General features: G+C 62.9%; 16 protein-coding genes. 13 read left to right on the forward strand and 3 right to left on the reverse strand.

Features of this window, described 5'->3' with window-relative positions; translation table 11 throughout:
* Nucleotides 1-79 precede the first annotated feature (79 nt).
* The 13 genes from BMX67_RS10955 to BMX67_RS11015 all read left to right on the forward strand — a co-directional run bounded on the left by BMX67_RS10955 (nt 80) and on the right by BMX67_RS11015 (nt 16355).
* Nucleotides 80-2056, forward strand: coding sequence for an AMP-binding protein (locus BMX67_RS10955; RefSeq protein WP_090734863.1), 1977 nt, complete (start codon nt 80-82; stop codon nt 2054-2056).
* Nucleotides 2053-2877 (forward strand): ABC transporter ATP-binding protein, encoded by an 825-nt coding sequence (locus BMX67_RS10960; protein WP_090734865.1) that lies wholly within the window; start codon nt 2053-2055, stop codon nt 2875-2877. Before BMX67_RS10955 ends, BMX67_RS10960 begins: the two co-directional genes overlap by 4 nt.
* Nucleotides 2878-2889: 12 nt before the next feature.
* Nucleotides 2890-3876 carry a branched-chain amino acid ABC transporter permease gene (locus BMX67_RS10965; RefSeq protein WP_175479879.1) on the forward strand — a complete coding sequence of 329 codons (987 nt, stop codon included), beginning with the start codon at nt 2890-2892 and terminating at the stop codon, nt 3874-3876.
* Nucleotides 3877-4020: 144 nt separating this feature from the next.
* The gene (locus BMX67_RS10970) at nt 4021-5097 is read left to right on the forward strand and encodes a branched-chain amino acid ABC transporter permease (protein WP_090734868.1); all 1077 of its coding nucleotides are present in this window, start codon (nt 4021-4023) and stop codon (nt 5095-5097) included.
* Between the two features lie 53 nt (nt 5098-5150).
* Nucleotides 5151-6434, forward strand: a complete 1284-nt coding sequence (locus tag BMX67_RS10975; protein WP_090735070.1) for an ABC transporter substrate-binding protein — start codon at nt 5151-5153, stop codon at nt 6432-6434.
* Nucleotides 6435-6490: 56 nt separating this feature from the next.
* Nucleotides 6491-7312: an ABC transporter ATP-binding protein gene (locus BMX67_RS10980; protein WP_090734870.1), complete on the forward strand. Its 822-nt coding sequence runs from the start codon at nt 6491-6493 to the stop codon at nt 7310-7312.
* 10 nt (nt 7313-7322) lie between these two features.
* Nucleotides 7323-8540: a phenylacetate--CoA ligase family protein gene (locus BMX67_RS10985; RefSeq protein WP_090734872.1), complete on the forward strand. Its 1218-nt coding sequence runs from the start codon at nt 7323-7325 to the stop codon at nt 8538-8540.
* A gap of 83 nt (nt 8541-8623) precedes the next feature.
* Nucleotides 8624-9388, forward strand: coding sequence for an OmpA/MotB family protein (locus BMX67_RS10990; protein ID WP_090734874.1), 765 nt, complete (start codon nt 8624-8626; stop codon nt 9386-9388).
* 87 nt (nt 9389-9475) lie between these two features.
* Nucleotides 9476-10786: a flagellar hook protein FlgE gene (locus BMX67_RS10995; protein WP_090734876.1), complete on the forward strand. Its 1311-nt coding sequence runs from the start codon at nt 9476-9478 to the stop codon at nt 10784-10786.
* 24 nt (nt 10787-10810) lie between these two features.
* On the forward strand, nt 10811-12268 hold the full coding sequence (gene flgK, locus BMX67_RS11000; protein ID WP_090734878.1) for a flagellar hook-associated protein FlgK: 1458 nt from the start codon (nt 10811-10813) through the stop codon (nt 12266-12268).
* Nucleotides 12269-12270: 2 nt separating this feature from the next.
* Nucleotides 12271-13287, forward strand: a complete 1017-nt coding sequence (locus tag BMX67_RS11005; RefSeq protein ID WP_090734880.1) for a hypothetical protein — start codon at nt 12271-12273, stop codon at nt 13285-13287.
* Nucleotides 13284-14384, forward strand: a complete 1101-nt coding sequence (locus BMX67_RS11010; RefSeq protein ID WP_090734881.1) for a flagellar basal body P-ring protein FlgI — start codon at nt 13284-13286, stop codon at nt 14382-14384. The genes BMX67_RS11005 and BMX67_RS11010 overlap by 4 nt, the downstream gene beginning before the upstream one ends.
* A 117-nt stretch (nt 14385-14501) precedes the next feature.
* The gene (locus BMX67_RS11015) at nt 14502-16355 is read left to right on the forward strand and encodes an ABC transporter ATP-binding protein (RefSeq protein ID WP_090734883.1); all 1854 of its coding nucleotides are present in this window, start codon (nt 14502-14504) and stop codon (nt 16353-16355) included.
* Between the two features lie 84 nt (nt 16356-16439).
* On the opposite strand, the gene BMX67_RS11020 is transcribed toward BMX67_RS11015, so the two are convergent.
* From BMX67_RS11020 to BMX67_RS11030, 3 genes are read right to left on the reverse strand one after another with little or no spacing between them, the layout of a single operon-like run.
* Nucleotides 16440-16976, reverse strand: a complete 537-nt coding sequence (locus BMX67_RS11020) for a sarcosine oxidase subunit gamma (RefSeq protein ID WP_090734885.1) — start codon at nt 16974-16976, stop codon at nt 16440-16442.
* Between the two features lie 10 nt (nt 16977-16986).
* A complete protein-coding gene (locus BMX67_RS11025; protein WP_090734887.1) occupies nt 16987-19977 on the reverse strand; it encodes a sarcosine oxidase subunit alpha in 2991 nt (996 codons plus the stop codon).
* A complete protein-coding gene (locus BMX67_RS11030; protein WP_090734889.1) occupies nt 19974-20273 on the reverse strand; it encodes a sarcosine oxidase subunit delta in 300 nt (99 codons plus the stop codon). The genes BMX67_RS11025 and BMX67_RS11030 overlap by 4 nt, the downstream gene beginning before the upstream one ends.
* Between the last annotated feature and the right edge of the window lie 10 nt (nt 20274-20283).

The following is a 20283-nucleotide window of genomic DNA, read 5'->3' on the forward strand; positions in this document are numbered from 1 at the left end:
CGGCAAAGGTCAAGGTATTCGGGACACGGAGGAGGTGGCCCGGATGACGCGGGCAACGACCCGCGACAGGGGAGGAAACATGACGGACCCGCAGGCGCCGCAGGGCGAATTGCATTCCATACCCGCGCTGCTGGCGCGGAACGTGGCCCGTTTCGGCCAACGGCCCGCCTATCGCGAAAAGGAATTCGGGATCTGGCAAAGCTGGACCTGGGCGCAGGCTGCCGAAGAGATTCGGGCCCTGGCCCTGGGCCTGTTGGCACTGGGGCTGAAACCGGGCGATTACGTGGCCATCATCGGTCGCAACCGGCCCGCCCATTACTGGGGCATGATCGCGGCCCAGATGTGCGGCGCGATTCCCGTGCCGCTGTATCAGGACGCCGTCGCCGAAGAGATGGCCTATGTGCTGGGCCATTGCGGCGCGCGCTTTGTCCTGTGCGGCGATCAGGAACAGGTCGACAAGGTGCTGGAGGTCGAAGAGACCGTCACAGGCATCGACCAGATCATCTATACCGACAAGCGCGGAATGCGGAAATACGACCATTCCCGCATGAACGCGCTGTCGGACGTGCAGTCCGAAGGCCGCGCCGCCGCGCAGCGTCTGGCCCCCGAACTGGACGCCCGCATCGCCGCGCTGGATTACGACAGCACCTGCGTGATGCTGTATACCAGCGGCACCACCGGCAAGCCCAAGGGCGTCGTGCTGTCGAACCGCAACATTATCGAAACCTCGAAGAATACCGCCGAATTCGACCATCTGACCCATCGCGAAGAAATCGTGGCCTATCTGCCGATGGCGTGGGTCGGCGATTTCATCTTCTCGGTCGGGCAGGCGATCTGGTCGGGCTTCACCGTCAACTGCCCCGAGGGCGCGCATACGATGATGACCGATATGCGCGAAATCGGCCCGACCTATTTCTTTGCCCCGCCGCGCGTCTTCGAAGGTCAGCTGACCACCGTGATGATCCGGATGGAGGATGCGGGCCGGTTCAAGCGCTGGCTGTTCAACCGCTTCATGAATGTCGCCCGCCGCGTCGGTCCCGATCTTCTGGACGGCAAGCCCGTCGGTTTCGCCGACAGGATGTCCTATGGGTTGGGCAAACTGTTCGTCTATGGCCCGCTGAAGAACACGCTGGGCTTCAGCCGCATCCGCGTCGGCTATACCGCGGGCGAGGCGATCGGCCCCGAAATCTTTGATTTCTATCGCAGCCTCGGGATCAACCTGAAACAGCTTTACGGCCAGACCGAGGCCTCGGTTTTCATCACCCAGCAGCCGGACGGGCAGGTCCGTTCCGATACGGTGGGCGTGCCCAGCCCCGGCGTCGAGGTGAAGATCGCCGAGAATGGCGAGGTGTTCTATCGCAGCCCCGGCACCTTCGTCGAATATCTGAACAACCCCGACAGCACCGCCAGCACCAAGGACCCCGAAGGCTGGGTCGCGACAGGCGATGCGGGCTTCTTCGAAGAGGCGACCGGCCATCTGCGCATCATCGACCGCGCCAAGGATGTCGGAAAGATGGCCGATGGCAGCATGTTCGCGCCCAAATATGTCGAGAACAAGCTGAAGTTCTATGCCAACATCCTTGAGGCCGTCGTGCTGGGCAATGGTCGCGATTACTGCACCGCGATGATCAATATCGACCTGAACGCCGTGGGCAACTGGGCGGAACGCAACAACATCGCCTATGCCAGCTATCAGGAGCTTGCCGGCCATCCGCAGGTCTATGCCACGATCAGGGACCATGTCGAGGCGGTGAACAGATCCGTCGCCGAAGACCCGATGCTGGCGGGCTGCCAGATCCACCGTTTCCTTGTCCTGCACAAGGAACTGGACCCCGATGACGGCGAAATGACCCGCACCCGCAAGGTGCGCCGCGCGGTCATCAACGAGAAATTCGCCGATCTCGTTGACGCGCTCTATGACGGATCGGGCAGCATCTACACCGAAACCGAGGTGACCTACGAGGATGGCCGCAAGGGCCAGATCAAGGCGACGCTGCAGATCGCCGATGTCCAGGTCTTCGGCGATGCCGGACAGCAGAAGGTGGCGGCAGAATGAACCAGCTTGCAACAGAGGAAGGTTACGTCACCGCGGATGGCCGCCAGATCGGCGGCACCCTGATGGAGATGAAGAACATCACCCTGCGCTTTGGCGGCGTGGTCGCGATCAAGGATATCAGCTTCGACATCCGCCAGGGCGAGATCCGCGCGATCATCGGCCCGAACGGGGCGGGCAAATCCTCGATGCTGAACGTGATTTCGGGCTTCTATGTCCCGCAGGAAGGCGAGGTCTGGTTCAAGGGCTATCGCCGCGGCCCGATGAAACCCTACGAGGTCGCCCGGCTGGGCATCGCCCGGACCTTCCAGAACATCGCCCTGTTCGACGGGATGAGTGTGCTGGACAATATCATGACCGGGCGACTCAATCGCATGAAGGCTGGGTTTCTGTCGCAGGCGCTGTGGTGGGGTGCGGCCGAGCGCGAGGAGATCGCCAATCGCGAACAGGTCGAAAAGATCATCGACTTCCTCGAAATCCAGAACATCCGCAAGACCCCGGTCGGCCGCTTGCCCTATGGCCTGAAGAAACGCGTTGAGTTGGCCCGGGCGCTGGCGGCCGAACCGCAATTGCTGCTGCTGGACGAACCGATGGCCGGCATGAATGTCGAGGAAAAAGAGGACATGAGCCGCTTCATCCTGGATGTGAACGACGAATTCGGCACCACCATCGCCCTGATCGAACACGATATGGGCGTGGTCATGGACCTCAGCGACCGGGTGGTCGTGATGGATTATGGCCGCAAGATCGGCGACGGCACCCCTGACGAGGTGCGCAACAACCAGGAAGTCATCGACGCCTATCTGGGGGTGTCCCATGACTAGGAAGGGAATGGCGTGATGGATCAACTTGTCTTCGCCGCCGAGGTGTTTCTGAACGGTCTGATGACCGGGGTGATGTATGCGCTTGTCGCGCTTGGCTTCGTTCTGATCTTCAAGGCCTCGGGTGTCTTCAACTACGCGCAGGGCGTGCTGGCGCTGTTCGCCGCGTTGACCCTGGTCGGGATTCAGCAGGGGCAGGTGCCGTTCGCCCATCTGATCAACGCGATGCTGGGCACCCATATCAGCAGCTTCGGCTGGACGGTGCCTGCGCTGCTTGCGATCCTGCTGACCGCCGGCGTGATGGTGCTTTTGGCCTTCCTGATCGAAAAGCTGGTGCTGCAACATCTGGTCGGGCAGGAGCCGATCATCCTGTTCATGGCAACGATCGGCCTTGCCTATTTCCTTGAAGGACTGGGCGATGTGATGTGGGGCGCGGATATCAAGACATTGGATGTCGGCCTTCCGCAGGGCATCTCGGACGGCATCGAGGCTGTCACCGGCGAATGGTTCGGCTATGGCTTCTTCATCGACCGACTGGATATCTGGGCCACGATCATCGCCGCCCTTCTGGTCGCCGCCCTCGTCGCCTTCTCGCAATACACGAAACAAGGCCGAGCCATGCGCGCCGTGGCCGACGATCACCAGGCCGCATTGTCGGTGGGCATCAGCCTGCGTTTCATCTGGGTCATGGTCTGGTCGATCGCGGGCTTCGTCGCCTTGGTCGCGGGGATCATGTGGGGCACCAAGTCGGGCGTGCAGTTCAGTCTGTCGCTGATCGCACTGAAGGCGCTGCCGGTTCTGATGCTGGGCGGTTTCACGTCGATCCCCGGCGCCATCATCGGCGGACTGATCATCGGGGTGGGTGAAAAACTGTTCGAATTCCTGATCGGGCCGATGGTCGGCGGCGCGACGGAGAACTGGTTTGCCTATGTGCTCGCCCTTCTGTTCCTCGTCTTCCGGCCCCAAGGCCTGTTCGGCGAGCGCATCATCGAACGGGTGTGACGATGGGAACCTATGATGCCTCCGGCAGGGGTATTTGGACAAAGAAGAATTCTGGCCCCAGCGCGCTTCTTCTTTGGGAAAATACCCCGCGGGGGTGCGGGGGCGCGAAGCCCCCGGTGCGAAACGCTGAAAAGGAGCGCCGCGATGCTGTATCGTGAGGCAGGGGATTTCAAGACAAGCTACCGCGACGACGGACAGACCTTTCCGATCCGTCTGGACCGCTGGGGATATTATATCGTGCTGGCGGTGGCGTTCGGGATCATTCCCTTCATCATCAACGACTATTGGGCCAGCGCGGTCTTTGTACCCTTCCTGATCTATGCGGTCGCGGCCCTGGGACTGAATATTCTGACCGGTTATGCGGGTCAGGTCAGTCTGGGGACGGGGGGGTTCATGGCGGTTGGGGCCTATGCCGTCTACAAGCTGATGACCGCTTTTCCCGATGTCAGCATCGTGATCCACATCCTGCTGGCGGGGGGCGTGACGGCCATTGTCGGAATGCTGTTCGGCCTTCCCAGCCTGCGGATCAAGGGGTTCTATTTGGCGGTCGCCACACTGGCGGCACAGTTCTTTCTGGTCTGGCTGTTCAACAAGGTGCCGTGGTTCTACAACTATTCCGCCTCGGGCCAGATCAACGCGCCTGAACGTACGGTGCTGGGTTGGGCGGTGACCGGGCCCGCGACCAGTGCGACGGCGAAATATCTGATCTGCCTGTGCTTTGTGGTGGCACTGGCCTGGGTTGCGCGCAATCTGACGCGCGGGACGCTGGGTCGGAAATGGATGGCCATTCGCGATATGGACATCGCGGCCGAGATCATCGGCGTGAACCCTTTGACCGCGAAACTGTCCGCCTTTGCCGTCAGCAGTTTCTTCATCGGCGTCGCCGGGGCCCTGCTGTTCGCGGTTTATCTGGGCGCCGCCGAAGTCGGTGAGGCCTTCGGCATCAACAAGAGCTTTCTGGTGCTGTTCATGATCATCATCGGTGGGCTGGGCAGCATCTTTGGCGCCTTTGCCGGGGCGGCCTTCATGGTGATGTTGCCGGTGTTGCTGAAGAATGTGCTGGTTGGTTCGCTTGGCTGGCCGACCGATCTGGCGGCGCATATCGAACTGATGATCGTCGGGGCGCTGATCGTTATCTTCCTGATCGTCGAGCCGCATGGGCTGGCACGCCTTTGGGCGCTGACGAAGGAAAAGCTGCGGCTGTGGCCGTTCCCGCACTGAAGCTGAAAAAGACCGGGCAACCGGCGCATTTGAACCTTGGGGAGGAGACCCGAATGAAGACCAAGCTAACTGCCCTTGTCGCAGCCGGGATGATGGCTGCGGCCCCCGCGATGGCCGATCTGGTCGTGCCCAATCTCAGCTATCGCACCGGGCCTTACGGCGCGAACGGCACCCAATATGCCGATGGCTTCAACGACTATTTCGCGCTGCTGAACGAACGCGACGGTGGCATCGGCGGCGAGATGATCCAGGTGCCGGAATGCGAAACCGCCTATAATACCGAAAAGGGGGTCGAATGTTACGAATCCACCAAGGACAGTGGCGCGCTGGTCTATAACCCGCTGTCGACCGGCATCACCTATCAGCTGATCCCGAAGGTCAGCGTCGACAAGAAGGTGCTGTATACGCCGGGCTATGGCCGCACCTCGGCCAAGAATGGCAAGGTGTTCGAATGGGTTTTCAACGCGCCCGCGAACTATTGGGACGGGGCGTCGGTCGCGATCAAGTATCTGCTGGACGAAAATGGCGGAGATCTGTCGGGCAAGAAGGTCGCGCTGGTTTTTCACAACAGCGCCTATGGCAAGGAGCCGATCCGCACGCTGGAAGGCCTGGCCGAAAAGCATGGTTTCGAACTGAGCCAGATCCCGGTCGATGCACCGGGCCAGGAACAGAAGTCGCAATGGCTGCAGATCCGCCGCGACAAGCCCGATTACGTCATCATGTATGGCTGGGGCGTGATGAACCAGGCCGCCATCCAGGAGGCCGCCAATATCCGCTTCCCGATGGAGAATTTCATCGGCATCTGGTGGTCCGGTTCGGAGGTCGATGTTCTGCCGGTGGGTGAAAAGGCGAATGGTTACAAGGCGCTGACCTTCAACGGTGTGGGCATGGACTATCCGGTCTATGACGACATCAAGACCCACCTGATCGAGACCGGCAAGGCCTCGCAAGGGGGCGAGCATGTCGGTTCGGTGCTGTATTCGCGCGGCATGTATGCGGCGGTCGTGATTTCCGAAGCGATCCGCAAGGCACAGGAAGTCGCCGGCACCTCGGCAATCAGCCCCGAACAGCTGCGTGAGGGTTTCGAACAGCTTGAAATCACGCCGGAACGTCTGGCGGAAATCGGGCTGCCGGACTTTGGCCCCGAAATCAAGATGAGCTGCGACAACCACGGCGGCAGCGGCATGGCCCGTCTGCAGCAATGGGACGCCAGCGCCAAGCAGTGGAACCTGATCACCGAGTTCACCGAGCCCGATCAGGAAATCATCGCGCCGCTGATCCAGCAGGACAGCGAAGCCTATGCCGCTGAATCCGGCATCACGCCGCGCGATTGCTGAGACCCGGCCACCGGCGGCATCCGTCGCCGGTGGCACCCATGAACCGGAGATCCGCCATGTTCGACGCCGAGTCCCGCGAGACGCTGCTGGAAGTCAACAATATCGAGGTGATCTATAATCACGTGATCCTTGTCCTGAAGGGCGTCAGCCTGTCGGTCCCCAAGGGCGGCATCACCGCGCTGCTGGGCGGCAATGGTGCCGGCAAGACCACGACCCTGAAGGCCATTTCCAACCTTCTGGCCAGCGAACGCGGCGAGGTTACCAAGGGCAGCATCACCTATCGCGGCAGCCGTGTGGCCGATCTGAACCCCGCCGCCCTGGTCAAGCGGGGCGTCATTCAGGTGATGGAAGGCCGCCATTGTTTCGAGCATCTGACCGTCGAGGAAAACCTGCTGACCGGCGCCTATACCCGCAGCGACGGGCAGGCGGCGATCAAGCGCGATCTGGAAATGGTCTATGATTATTTCCCGCGGCTGCGCGAACGCCGCAAGTCGCAGGCAGGCTATACCTCGGGTGGGGAACAGCAGATGGTGGCGATGGGCCGTGCGCTGATGTCGCGGCCGGAAACGATCCTGCTGGACGAACCCTCGATGGGGCTTGCCCCGCAGCTGGTCGAGCAGATCTTCGAGATCGTCAAGGCGGTCAACGAAGGCGAGGGCGTGACCTTCCTGTTGGCGGAACAGAACACCAATGTCGCGCTGCGCTATGCCCACTACGGCTATATCCTGGAAAATGGCCGTGTGGTGATGGATGGTCCCGCCGCTGCGCTGCGCGAGAACCCCGATGTGAAGGAATTCTATCTGGGCATGTCCGACGAAGGCCGCAAATCCTTCCGCGATGTGCGCAGCTATCGCCGGCGCAAGCGCTGGCTGGCCTGAGGAACGCGTCATGACCTATTTCGACGAACTGGAAACCCGTGACCACGAGGCACGGGCCAAGGCTCTTGCATCCGATCTGCCGGCTGCGTTGCAGCGGGCGCGCATGGCCCCGGCCTTGGCGCGGTTGCTGCGCGAGGTCGAGCCCGATCAGGTCCGCGACCGGGTCGCGTTGGCGCGGCTGCCGGTGATCCGCAAGGCCGAACTGTCCGAGGCGCAAAAGAAGTCACCGCCTTTCGGCGGCTATGCCACGCGCCGAGCGTCGGAATTCGATCATATCTTTCAAAGCCCCGGCCCGATCTATGAACCGGGTCGTCGCGATCAGGACTGGTGGCGGCTGGGGCGGTTTCTGCATGCCTCGGGGGTGGGGCGGGGCGATATCGTCCAGAACTGCTTTGGCTATCATCTGACACCGGCGGGGATGATGTTTGAAAGCGGGGCGCGGGCGGTCGATGCGGCGGTGCTGCCTGCCGGGACCGGCCAGACCGAGCTGCAGGTGCGCGCCGCGGTCGATATCGGCACCACCTGCTATGCGGGGACGCCCGATTTCCTGAAGGTGATCTTGGATCGCGCCGATGAGATGGGCGAATCCTTGTCCCTGACCAAGGCCGTGGTCGGCGGCGGTGCACTGTTTCCGTCGCTGCGTCAGGCCTATGCCGACCGCGGGATCGTGACCCGGCAATGCTATGCCACCGCGGATCTGGGCAATATCGCCTATGAGACCGATGCGGTGGACGGGATGATCGTCGATGAGGGGGTGATCGTCGAGATCGTGCGCCCCGGCACCGGCGATCCGGTTCCCGATGGTGAGGTGGGCGAGGTTCTGGTCACCACGCTGAACCCTGATTATCCGCTGATCCGCTTTGCGACGGGCGATCTGTCGGCGGTGCTGTCGGGCGACAGCCCTTGCGGGCGCACGAACATGCGTATCAAGGGCTGGATGGGCCGCGCCGATCAGACGACCAAGATCAAGGGCATGTTCGTGCGCCCCGAACAGGTCGCCGCCTTGGTATCGCGCCATCCCGAAATCGCCCGCGCCCGCGTGATCGCCGACCGCGAGGGCGAGATGGACGTGCTGACGGTGCAGTTGGAATCCCCCGCCGACAGTGGCGATGCCTATGCCGCCAGCGTCGCCGATACATTGAAGATGAAGGGGCGCGTCCAGATCGTGCCGCCCGGCAGCCTGCCCAATGATGGCAAGGTGATCGAGGATCGCCGCAGTTATGACTGAATAGGGCGCATTTGATGCGTTAACTTGTTTCATTTCCGCGGTGCCGCGACATTCAGGGTCACATTGGAATCGCGGGGGACATCATGGCTGCGGGAAATGGCCCTCAGGGGTCGACCATTATCATCAAGCGCAGCACGGGTGGCGGCGAACACGGTCATCACGGCGGGGCCTGGAAGGTTGCCTATGCGGATTTCGTGACCGCGATGATGGCATTCTTTCTGCTGATGTGGCTGCTGAACGCGACCACTGAAAAGCAGCGTTCCGGGCTGGCCGACTATTTCAATCCCACCGTGGTCCAGCAACCCGGCGCGTCGGGGGACGGGGTCGAGGCCGGTGTGCGTCACGCGGTCCGGCAGGACCTGACCGACGCGCAACGCGCGGCCGAGTTCGACGATATCGCCCGGCAGATCCAGTCGCAGCTGACCGGAACGGGCGCCGAATCGATGCAGATGACCAATATCCTGCGCCATGTCGTGACCCGCATGACGGATGAGGGGCTGGTGATCGAATTGGGCGATCTGACCGACGCGCCGCTTTTCGTGGATGACACCGCCCAACCACATCCGGCCCTGAAGGAACTGACCGCAATCGTGGCACGTGTGCTGGCCCATACGCGCAATGATCTTGCCATATCGGGTCATGTGCGTTCTTTCCCCGAGATCCTGAAATCCTCGCCGGTCTGGGCCTTGTCGGATGCGCGTGCCCATACGGTCCGCAACCTTCTGGAACGCGGTGGTCTGCCGGACCAGCGCGTTCAGCGGGTCAGCGGCTATGCCGATCGCAAGAACCGGTCGGGCAATCCGATGGATGCCGCGAACAACCGGATAGAAGTGATTTTACTGAGATAGCATTGGAGCCGGGGCCGCCATTAGGCGAATCTTAAGCTGTCGCAGGCAAGGATCGGACCAAGAATTCATTCAGAAAGGTTCGCTTCTATGTCGATGTCTTCCGCGATGAGCGCCGGTGTCTCTGGTCTGGCCGCGAACTCTACCCGGCTTGCCACGATCTCTGACAACATCGCGAATTCGGGTACCTATGGCTACAAGCGCATGGAGACCGAGTTCGACAGTTTCGTGCTGAACCAGAACCGGCAGGCGGGGCTGTATTCGGCGGGCGGTGTCCGCGCCTCGACCCATCGCGTGATCGAAGAGGATGGCGCCCTGGTGCCGACCTCGCATCCGATGGATATCGCGATTTCGGGTCGGGGTATGCTGCCTGTGACCTCGGCCGTTGATCTGGATAACGGGTTTGAAACGCTGCCGATGATGATGACCCGGACGGGGTCGTTCCGCACCGATTCGGACGGCATCCTGCGGACCGAATCCGGGCTGGTTCTGCTGGGCTGGCCCGCGCAGGCGGATGGCAGCGTCCCCACGATGCCGCGCGATACGATGGGGACGCTGGAACCGGTGCAGATTGCCGCGAACCAGACCGCAGGCGACCCGACGACCCGCGTCAATCTGGGTGTGAACCTGCCTGCGACGGAAACCGAACCGACGGCATCCGGCGACCCCCTGACCCTGAAGGTCGAATATTTCGGCAATCTCGGAACCTCGGAATCGCTGGATATCACCTTTATCCCCGATACCTCTGATCCGACGGGCATGTCGCATACCTGGACGCTGGAAATTCGCGATTCCGCGTCCGATCCGGCCGCGAACCTGATCGGTACCTATCAGATCGAATTCGATTCATCGATGGCGAGTGGGGGCAGCATCCTGTCGGTCAATCCGCCGCTTGGCTATAATGCGACGACCGGAAATCTGGCGTTGAATGTCGCGGGTGGACCGATGGACCTGTTCATCGGCGTGCCCGGCGGCACCACGGGCCTGCGCCAGCTTTCCGCCAGCTTCGCACCGACCAACATCACCAAGAACGGATCGCCTGTCGGCAATCTGACGGCGGTCGAAATCGATGAGAACGGCTATATCAACGCAACCTATGACACCGGCTTCATCAAGACGCTGTATCAGGTGCCTTTGGTAGATGTGCCGAACCCCAATGGCCTGATGTCGGTCGACGGGCAGGCATTCAAGATCTCGCCCACCTCGGGCAATTTCTTCCTGTGGGATGCGGGCGATGGACCGACCGGCGCGGTGCAGGGCTACGCGCGCGAGGCATCGACGACCGATGTGGCCGAGGAACTGACCCATCTGATCCAGACCCAGCGGGCCTATTCCTCGAACGCCAAGATCATCCAGACGGTCGATGAGATGTTGCAGGAAACCACCAATATCAAGCGCTAAGCCCGAAGCAAGAGGACAACGGATATGAGCATCGCGAAGGCGTTATCGAATGCCGTTTCGGGGCTGACGGCGACAGCGCGCGGGACAGAAACGGTCGCCTCGAACCTGGCGAATATCATGACGCCGGGATATGCGCGGCGCGAAATGGCCGTCAGTGCCCAGACCATGGGCGGGGCTGGCGGCGGCGTGCGGATCGACGGCATTACGCGGGTCGTGAATGCCGGTCTGATGGCAGAAATGCGTGCCGCCGGTTCCGCGCAGGCCGAAGCCGCGACCCGGCTGCAGTTTCTGAACGCAGCCGAGGACCTGATCGGTCTGCCGGGCGAGGCCGGCGGCCTGGGTTCGGCGCTGTCGGGATTTCAATCCGCGTTGCTTGAAGCCGGGGCGCGTCCGGATGACGAACTGCGTCTGGCGAATGTCCTGTCCTCGGCGCAGGGGCTGGCGTCACGATTGAATGCGGCATCCGATGCCGTTCAGGCCATGCGCGGCGAGGCCGATCATGCCATTGCCCGCGATGTCGCAGCCCTGAACACGGGGCTGGAGCGGGTGGCCTATCTGAACAAGCGCATCTCGATCATCACCGCCGAGGGGAACGATCCGTCTTCTCTGGTCGATGAAAGGCAGGCCGTGATCGACCAGATCAGCACGATTGTCCCCGTGCAGGAAATCGCACGGGAACATGGCAAGGTCGCGCTGTTCACGACCGAAGGCGCGACGCTGTTGGACGGCAGCACCCCGGCACAGTTCGGCTTTGCCGAAATGCCGCAGATCGCGGCCGGACAGACGCCGGACAATTCCTTGATGAGCCGTCTTGTCGTCAACGGCGCGGAACTGTCGGCCAGCCAGATGCGGCTGTTTGCAGGCGGCTCGTTGCAAGGGCATTTTTCGGTGCGTGATGAGCTTGCGCCCCAGCTGCAACAAGAACTTGATACGCTGGCACTGGATCTGCACGACCGCCTTGCAAGCGCGGCTGCGGATCCGACCATCGGGGCGGGCGGCGCGGGGTTCTTTACGGATGGCGGCAGCCGCGCGGATTTGTCCACGGTGGTCGGCCTGGCGGGCCGGCTGTCGGTCAATGCGGCGCTGGATCCGACCCAAGGTGGCGATCTGTGGCGTATCCGCAGTGGCACCGGGGCCGCCACCGCCGGACCAGCGGGCGATACTGCGCAGCTGAACCGTCTGACTGCGGCGCTGGACAAGGCGCAGGCTGCGCCCGCGACCGGGGTCCTGTTGGGAAACGCTACCCTGGCGCAGCGGATCGCAGGGCTTGAATCGCTGACTTCGACCCGCCGTGTCTCGGTCGAGGCAGACAGCGCCATCCGCAACAGCCGGTACGAGACGATCTCGGGGCGGTTCATGGCCGATGGCGTCGATAGCGATGCCGAGATGCAAAAGCTTCTGGAATACGAACAGGCCTATGCCGCGAATGCGCGCGTCATTCAGGCGATCGAAGAAATGATGGATCAGATTCTGAGGTTGTGAACATGGCACTACACTCGATCGGAGATCAGGCGCGTGCCTTCGCGATGAAAACCGCGACCACCCGCGTGAAAAATCAGCTGGATGTGCTGACCAAGGAATTGTCCAGTGGCGAGGTCGCCGATCTGGGACAACGTCTGGGCGGCAATACCAAGGCGATCAACCAGATCGAAACGCGGCTGACGACACTTGCGCAGATGCGGCAGAACGGCGCCGAGATCGCGGCATATACAACGGGGCTGCAGGATGTTCTGGGAAAGCTGCACAGCGATACTTCGGCGCTTGCGGTGGCTTTGCTGACCGAACCTGTGTCCCCGACCCCCGACCTGCTGGCCACCCGTTCGGCCGAGATTGGCGACAGTTTTGCGACGACGGTCAGTCGTCTGAATGGGGAGGTCGCGGGTCAGTTCCTGTTTTCGGGCCTGAACACGCAACAGGCGCCGCTGGACAGCAGCGAAGCGATGCTGGCCAGCTTGGTGACGCTGACCGCAGGCCTGACAACCGCGGCGGATGTCGCACAGGCAGTCAGCGATTGGTTCGACGCGCCTGTGGGCGGCGGCGGATTTCTGGACAATGCCTATCACGGCACCGTCGGTGCCGAGCGTCAGATCACCGTGGGCGAAAATCGTCAGGTCTCTGTTTCCACGGACGCCGCATCGCAGGGTGTTCGCGATGCGTTGAAGGGGATGGCGATGGGCGCGCTTGTTTCCAAGGGTATTCTGGCCGGTCAATATGATCAGCAGCTACAGCTGATGTCCCGTGGTGCGGAAACCCTGCTGAACAATGAAACGCGGCTTCTGTCCGAGGTCTCCAGCGTCGCGCAGGCGCAGCAAAGCATCGAGAACGGTCAGACCGAAACGGCGGCCAGCAGTTCGGTCCTGACGATCGCCCGGAACGAAATTCGCAGCGCGGATCCTTACGAAACTTCGCTGGCGCTGAAGGAAACCGAAAGCCAGCTGGAACAGATCTACGCCATCACCGCCCGCCTTTCGAACCTGAAGCTGGTGGAGTATCTGCGGTGAGGCGCTGGCTTGTCCTGCTGCTGTCGCTGTGCATTGCCGGCAGCGTTGCCGCCGCGCCGGTTCGGATCAAGGACATGGCCGATTTCGACGGGGTGCGTGGCAACGATCTTGTCGGCTATGGTCTGGTCGTGGGTCTTGACGGCACGGGCGACAGTTTCCGCAACGCCCCCTTCACCGAAGAAATGCTGGCTGGCCTGCTGGAGCGTCTGGGCGTGAATGTCACAGATGATGCGTTGCGGTCGAAGAATGTTGCCGCCGTGGTGGTGACCGGCGTGCTGCCTGCTTTCGCAAGGTCGGGTAGCCGTATCGATGTCGGCGTCTCGACCATTGGCGATGCGTCCAGCCTTCTTGGCGGAACCCTGGTGATGACCCCGATGAAGGCGGCGGACGGAAATATCTATGCGGTCGCCCAGGGCTCGATCATCGCGGGCGGCGTTGCGGTCGAAGGCGAGGCCGCGCGTGTTGTCGAAGGCGTGCCCACCGGCGGCGCCATCCCGTCAGGCGCGCGGGTCGAACGCGAGGTCGATTTCGACTTTTCGCAGATCCAGAACATCCGCATTGCCCTGCGCACGCCCGATTTCACGACCGCGACCAGGATCGAGGATGCCATCAACCGCGACTTCAACCGACAGCTTGCCGTCACGCAGGACAGCGGCACCGTGGTCGTCGAATTTCAGGATCTGGGCGAGGTGAACCCTGCGCGGGTGCTGGGCCGGATCGAGAATTTGACCGTGCAGCCCGAGGATCGCGCGAAGGTGGTCATCGACCACAAGGCCGGAACGATCGTCATGGGCGAACGCGTCCGCATCTCGCGTGTTGCGGTGTCGCAGGGCAATCTGACCCTGCGTGTCAGCGAGGCGCCGGTCGTGTCACAGCCCAACCCGTTTGCCGAAGGTGAAACCGTGACCGTGCCGCGGACCTTTGCCGAGGTCCGGGAAGAGCCCGGCATCGGTTTTGCCGAGATCGCCGATGAAACCTCGCTGAGCGATCTGATCGAGGGGCTGAATGCCCTTGGCGTCGGGCCGCGCGACATGATCGACATCCTGAAATCCATCCATGCGGCAGGTGCGCTGCACGCCGAACTGATCATCGAGTAGTGCATGTGTGGCGCCAACGGCCGATCTGGGGCGGCGTCGAATGGGCCTTCGAAGATCGGGCAGAGTGGCCTATAGACGGATCACACTCTGCCCTATCCCGTTGCCCCGAGGTCCCACATGTTCGCCTGGTTCGAGCGGCGCATTGCCCCATACCCCGACGATGCGCCCGCGATGCCGCCAAGGACTTTGCTGCGCTTTGTGCTGCATTACAGCCATGGCGCGCTGCCATGGCTGATCCTGCTGGCGCTGGGTTCGGGCCTGATCGCGGTGATCGAGGTGATGCTGTTTGGCTGGCTGGGCGAATTGGTTGATCGCCTTTCCGACACCCCGCGAGAGCTGTTCTGGTCACAGGAAGGCCGGCGTCTGGCGATGATGGCCGTGCTGCTGCTGATCGGTCTGCCCTTGCTGAACCTGGTCAGCTCGTTGATCCTGCACCAGTCGCTGATGGGGAACTTTCCCCAGCGGATCAGATGGCAGGCACATCGCTATCTGCTGCGCCAATCCATCGGCTATTTCCAGGACGAGTTCGCCGGGCGCATCGCGCAACGCCTGATGCAGACCGCGCTTGCCGTGCGCGAGGTGGCGATGAAGATCATGGATGTGGGCAGCTATGTCCTGATCTATTTCGTCGGTGCGCTGGCCCTGGCGGCGTCGCAGGATTGGCGTCTGGCCCTGCCGTTCGCCGCATGGGCCGCGGCCTATGGCGTGATGCTGTGGCAGATCGTGCCGCGCCTGGGCAAGGTTGCTCAGGATCAGGCCGATGCGCGTTCGGCCATGACCGGGCGCGTCGTTGACAGCTATACCAATATCGCGACGGTCAAGCTGTTCTCGCATTCGACCCGGGAAGAGCAGTGGATGCGCGACGGCATGGACGGGTTCTTGCAAACGGTATACCGGCAGATGCGGTTAAGCTCGATCCAGGATATCACGCTGAACCTGATCAATGTGCTGTTGGTCGCGTCGGTGACCGGGGTCGGTCTGTGGCTTTGGTCGGCCGGTCATGTCGCGGTCGGTGCGGTCGCGATCGCCGTGCCCCTGGCCCTGCGCCTGAACAATATGGCACATTGGATCATGTGGGAGTTCGCGTCCCTGTTTGAAAATATCGGCACGGTGCGGGACGGGATCGCCAGTCTGTCACTGCCGCGTCAGGTGATCGACGCGCCTGATGCCACGCCATTGCAGAGCGGTCCCGGCGCCGTCAGCTTTGACCATGTGACATTTCGATATGGCGGGGTCGCGGGGGCAAAGCCCTTGGCCGTTCTGGACGATCTGACCTTGCAGATCAGGGCAGGGGAAAGGGTTGGCCTTGTTGGTCGTTCGGGGGCGGGCAAGTCGACCCTGATCAACCTTCTGCTGCGTTTCCACGATATTGAACATGGGCAGATCACCATCGACGGGCAGGATGTCAGCCGCGTGACGCAGGACAGCCTGCGCGCCGCAATCGGGGTGGTGACGCAGGACAGTTCCCTGCTGCACCGTTCGGTGCGGGACAATATCGCCTATGGTCGGCCCGATGCGACCGAGGAACAGATTGCCGATGCGCTTGAAATGGCCGAGGCGCATGGCTTTGTGCCGGGGCTGTCGGACAGCTATGGGCGGCGCGGTCTTGATGCCCATGTGGGCGAGCGGGGGGTCAAGCTGTCGGGTGGTCAGCGGCAACGGATCGCGATTGCGCGGGTTGCGCTGAAGGATGCGCCGATCCTTGTTCTTGATGAGGCGACCAGTGCGCTGGACAGCGAGGTCGAAGCCGCGATCCAGTCGCGTCTGAGCCTGCTGATGCAGGGAAAGACCGTCATCGCGATTGCCCATCGCCTGTCGACGATCGCCGCGATGGACCGTTTGATCGTGATGGATCTGGGACGAATTGTCGAACAGGGCACCCATGCCGAGTTGCTTGCACAAGGCGGGCTTTATTCGCGGCTGTGGAGCCGCCAGTCCGGTGGTTTTCTGGATCTGGACGCGGCGGAATAAAGTGCCGTTTGCCGCCCTGTTGTGGCGGCACCCGGCTTGGCTGATTGTCGCAGGCCGGGGCTGACGCGCCCCGGCGGTGCAGGTCTAAAGGCCTGATGACAGCTCGGCCTTGACCTTGTGCAGAATCGCGCGGACATGGGGCAGGAAGCTGCGCCAGACATCCATGCGAAAGCTGTCTTGTCCGTCGCGCCACAGGATCACGGTGGCGCTGTCGAAAACGGTCCGCGCAGCGTTCCCGATGGGCAGCGATCCCAGATCGCGCGGGCAGCCAGCCGCCAGCGCGGTCAGGGCCTGCGGCCCCGACAGGCGCAGGGTGATGTCGCGGTCGCTGATCTCGCACAGGCTATGGGGCGTGGCCGCATAGGCCTCGGCGCTTGCCGCCATCAGGTCATCGCGTCCCTGCGCGGGCACAAGGATCAGCCATTCATCTGGACCAAGGCACAACAACTCGGTCTTGTCGGTCACGCTGCGGTGGCCGATGCGGGACGGCAGGTCCAGCCCGAGGGATCGGGCCAGCGTTTCGCGGTGCTGGGGGCGCACACGCAGCGAAAGGCGCGGGGACCAGGGCCGTTCCTCGATCAGGAACGGGGCGGCGGTGAAATCATGGTCATGCGTGGTCATGGCGCGCTCCTCAGGCTTTCAGCCGTTCGCCGTCAGGGTCATAGAAATTGGTCGAAGTGATCTGCGCCCGGATCGTGCCCTGCGGCATGGGGATATGCACGGTTTCGCCCATGCGGCCATGGCCGCCGGTGATGACCGCCATCGCGATCGGGCGGCCAAGCGCGTCCGATGCGTAGGACGAGGTCACGTGTCCGGCCATCTTCATCGGCACGTCCTGGTTCGGATCCAGCACGATCTGGGCGCCTTCTTCCAGTCTGCTGCCATCCTCGGTCAGCAGGCCGACCAGCTGCTTGCGGTTGGGATCGACGATATCGGGCCGTGACAGCGAGCGTTTGCCCACGAAATCCGCCTTGGCCTTGCCGATGGCCCAGCCAAGCCCCGCATCCTGCGGCGTGACGGTGCCGTCAGTATCCTGACCCACGATGATATAGCCCTTTTCGGCCCGCAGCACATGCATGGTTTCGGTGCCATAGGGGCAGATGTCATAGGCCTTGCCGCTTTCCATCAAGGCGTTCCACAGCGTCAGGCCGTGACGCGCGGGGACGTTGATTTCAAAACCAAGTTCACCGGTGAAGGACAGGCGGAACAGCCGGGCGGGCAGTCCCGCGACGCTGCATTCGGCAACCGACATATGCGGAAAGGCGGCGTCCGAAAGGTCCAGCCCTTCGACCAGCGGTTCCAGCACCTTGCGGGCATTGGGGCCGTTCAGGGCGATGGTGGCCCATTGTTCCGTTGTCGAGGTCAGCCAGACATTCAGATCGGGCCATTCGGTCTGAAGATAATCCTCCATCATGTTCAGAACCCGCGCGGCGCCCCCGGTGGTGGTGGTCACGTGGAACAGATCGGGTGACATTCGGCCGATCACACCGTCGTCGCGGATGAAACCATCCTCGCCCAGCAGCAGGCCATAGCGGCACCGGCCCGGCGGAAGTTTGGTCCAGGGGTTGGTATACATGCGGTTCATGAACTCGACCGCGTCGGGGCCGGCGACCTCGATTTTGCCAAGGGTCGAGGCGTCGAAGATCCCCACCGATGCGCGGGTCGCGCGGCATTCGCGGGCCACGGCCTGATGCATGTCCTCGCCCGGCCGGGGGAAATACCAGGCCCTGCGCCACAGCGAGACAGGCTCGAACACCGCGCCATGTGCCTCGGCCCAGGGGTCGATCGGGGTCTTTCGCGTCAGTTCGAAGGTGGCGCCCCGGTGATAGCCCGCGAAGGCCCCGAAGCTGGTCGGCGTATAGGGCGGGCGGAAGGTCGTCAGCCCGACCTGCGGGGGTTCCTTGCCAAGCGCGTCGGCGGCGATCATCAGGCCATTGATATTCGACATCTTGCCCTGATCGGTGGCCATGCCGTTCGTCGTGTAACGTTTGACATGCTCGATCGAGCGCATGCCCTCGCGCACGGCCAGACGGATATCCTTTGCCGTCACATCATTCTGGTAGTCGACGAAAGCCCTGGCCTTGCCCGCGCTGCGGTCGGTGGGCAGTTCTTTCTGGCTGCTGCCGGTGCCGGGCCGATCGCCTTCGACCCGCGCAGAGGTGGCGACCGCGCTGCGACCGATTTCGGTGATGGCGGCCATTCCGGCGGTGACACCATCCGCCAGCACCTCGGCATAGCCCCAAAGGCCGCGACCCGCACCGGCGATCTGGCAGGCTTCGGTCTTGTGCCGGGGCAGGAAGGTCTGGCTGTCGGCATCCCAGGTCAGCGACCCCTTGGTGTGCGAGAACAGGTGCAGCGACGGCGTCCAGCCACCCGACACCAGCAGCGCATCGCAGGAGATCCTGCGCCCGCTGCCGACGCGTCCGTTGCGGACAGGGTTCACGCGGATGGAGCTGATGCGCAGGCGACCGCCCGTCGCGGTGACGGTGTGGCCCGTCAACAACTGGATGTCCCGGCTGCGGGCGGCGTCGGCCAGGTCGGGCCGAACCTGATCGCGGGTATCGACGATGACCGCGACGCGCCCGCCCGCATCGACCAGATCGAAGGCGGCGTAATAGGCGCTGTCATGGCAGGTGACGACGGCAGCATTGTCGCCCACCTTCACGCCATAGCGGTTCAGATAGGTCTGCGCCGCACCCGCCAGCATCACACCGGGGCGATCGTTGCCGTCAAAGACCAGCGGCTTTTCCAGCGCGCCCTGCGCAAGGATCACCTGCCGTGCGCGGACCCGCCACATCCGTTCGCGCGGGGCGTCCTGCGGCGGCTGGTCCAGATGGTCCGTCAGGCGTTCGACAAGGCCGACCATGTTCTGGTGATAATAGCCGATGGCGGTCGTGCGTGTCATCAGCGTCACGCCCGCCGCCCGCAGCTGCGACAGCTGATCGGCCAGCCAGGCCCAGGATCCGCGCCCGTCGATCCGCACCGAGGGATCGGACAAAAGCGCGCCGCCCATTTCGGGGTTTTCGTCGACCAGCGTGACCTTGGCGCCCGACTGCGCCGCGGCCAGCGCCGCCGCAATGCCCGCCGCACCACCGCCGACCACCAGCACATCGGTATGCAGATAGCGCGAGGCATAGGTGTCGGGGTCGGCTTCGGTCGGCGATTTGCCCAGACCTGCGGCGGCACGGATGAAGGGTTCGTAGACCTTGTCCCAGAAGCTGCGCGGCCACATGAAGGTCTTGTAGTAGAAACCGGCCGAAAACAGCATATAGGCGCGATCGTTCACGGCCCCGATGTCAAAGGACAGGCGCGGCCATTTGTTCTGGCTTTCGGTGACCAGCCCTTGGCGCAGTTCTTGCACGGTGGCGCGGGTGTTGGGTTCGAACCGGCCCGGCCCGCGCGAGGTGCCGATCAGGGCATTCGGTTCCTCGGACCCGGCGCTGATCGGGCCGCGGGGGCGGTGGTATTTGAAAGATCGCCCCATCAAGTGCACGCCATTTGCCAGCAGGGCCGATGCGACGGTATCGCCGCGCAGGCCGGTATAGCGGCGGCCATCGAAGGTAAAGCTGACCGGGGCGGCAGGATCGACGCGACCCATGCCGGGGATACGATAGCGGCTCATTCCGCGGCCTCCAGGGGGGTGAGGACCGGACGCGGTTCGTCGATCCTGTAGGTTGTGACAAAGCGGTCGGTGACCGTGTCGCGCAGCGCGTTGAAAAAGCGGCCGCAGCCATGGACATGCCGCCAGCGTTCGTAATGCGGCCCGCGCGCATTGGTGCGGATGAACAGGTAGTCGCGCCATTCTTCATCCGTCAGGGCCGAGGGGTCGGCGGGGCGTGCGATATGGGCTTCGCCCGCATAGGCGAATTCCACTTCCGGCAGGGTTTCATCGCAGTAGGGGCAATGGATCAGCAACATGGGTCTGGCT

The sequence above is a fragment of the Paracoccus homiensis genome (assembly GCF_900111675.1).
GTDB classification, from domain to species: domain Bacteria; phylum Pseudomonadota; class Alphaproteobacteria; order Rhodobacterales; family Rhodobacteraceae; genus Paracoccus; species Paracoccus homiensis.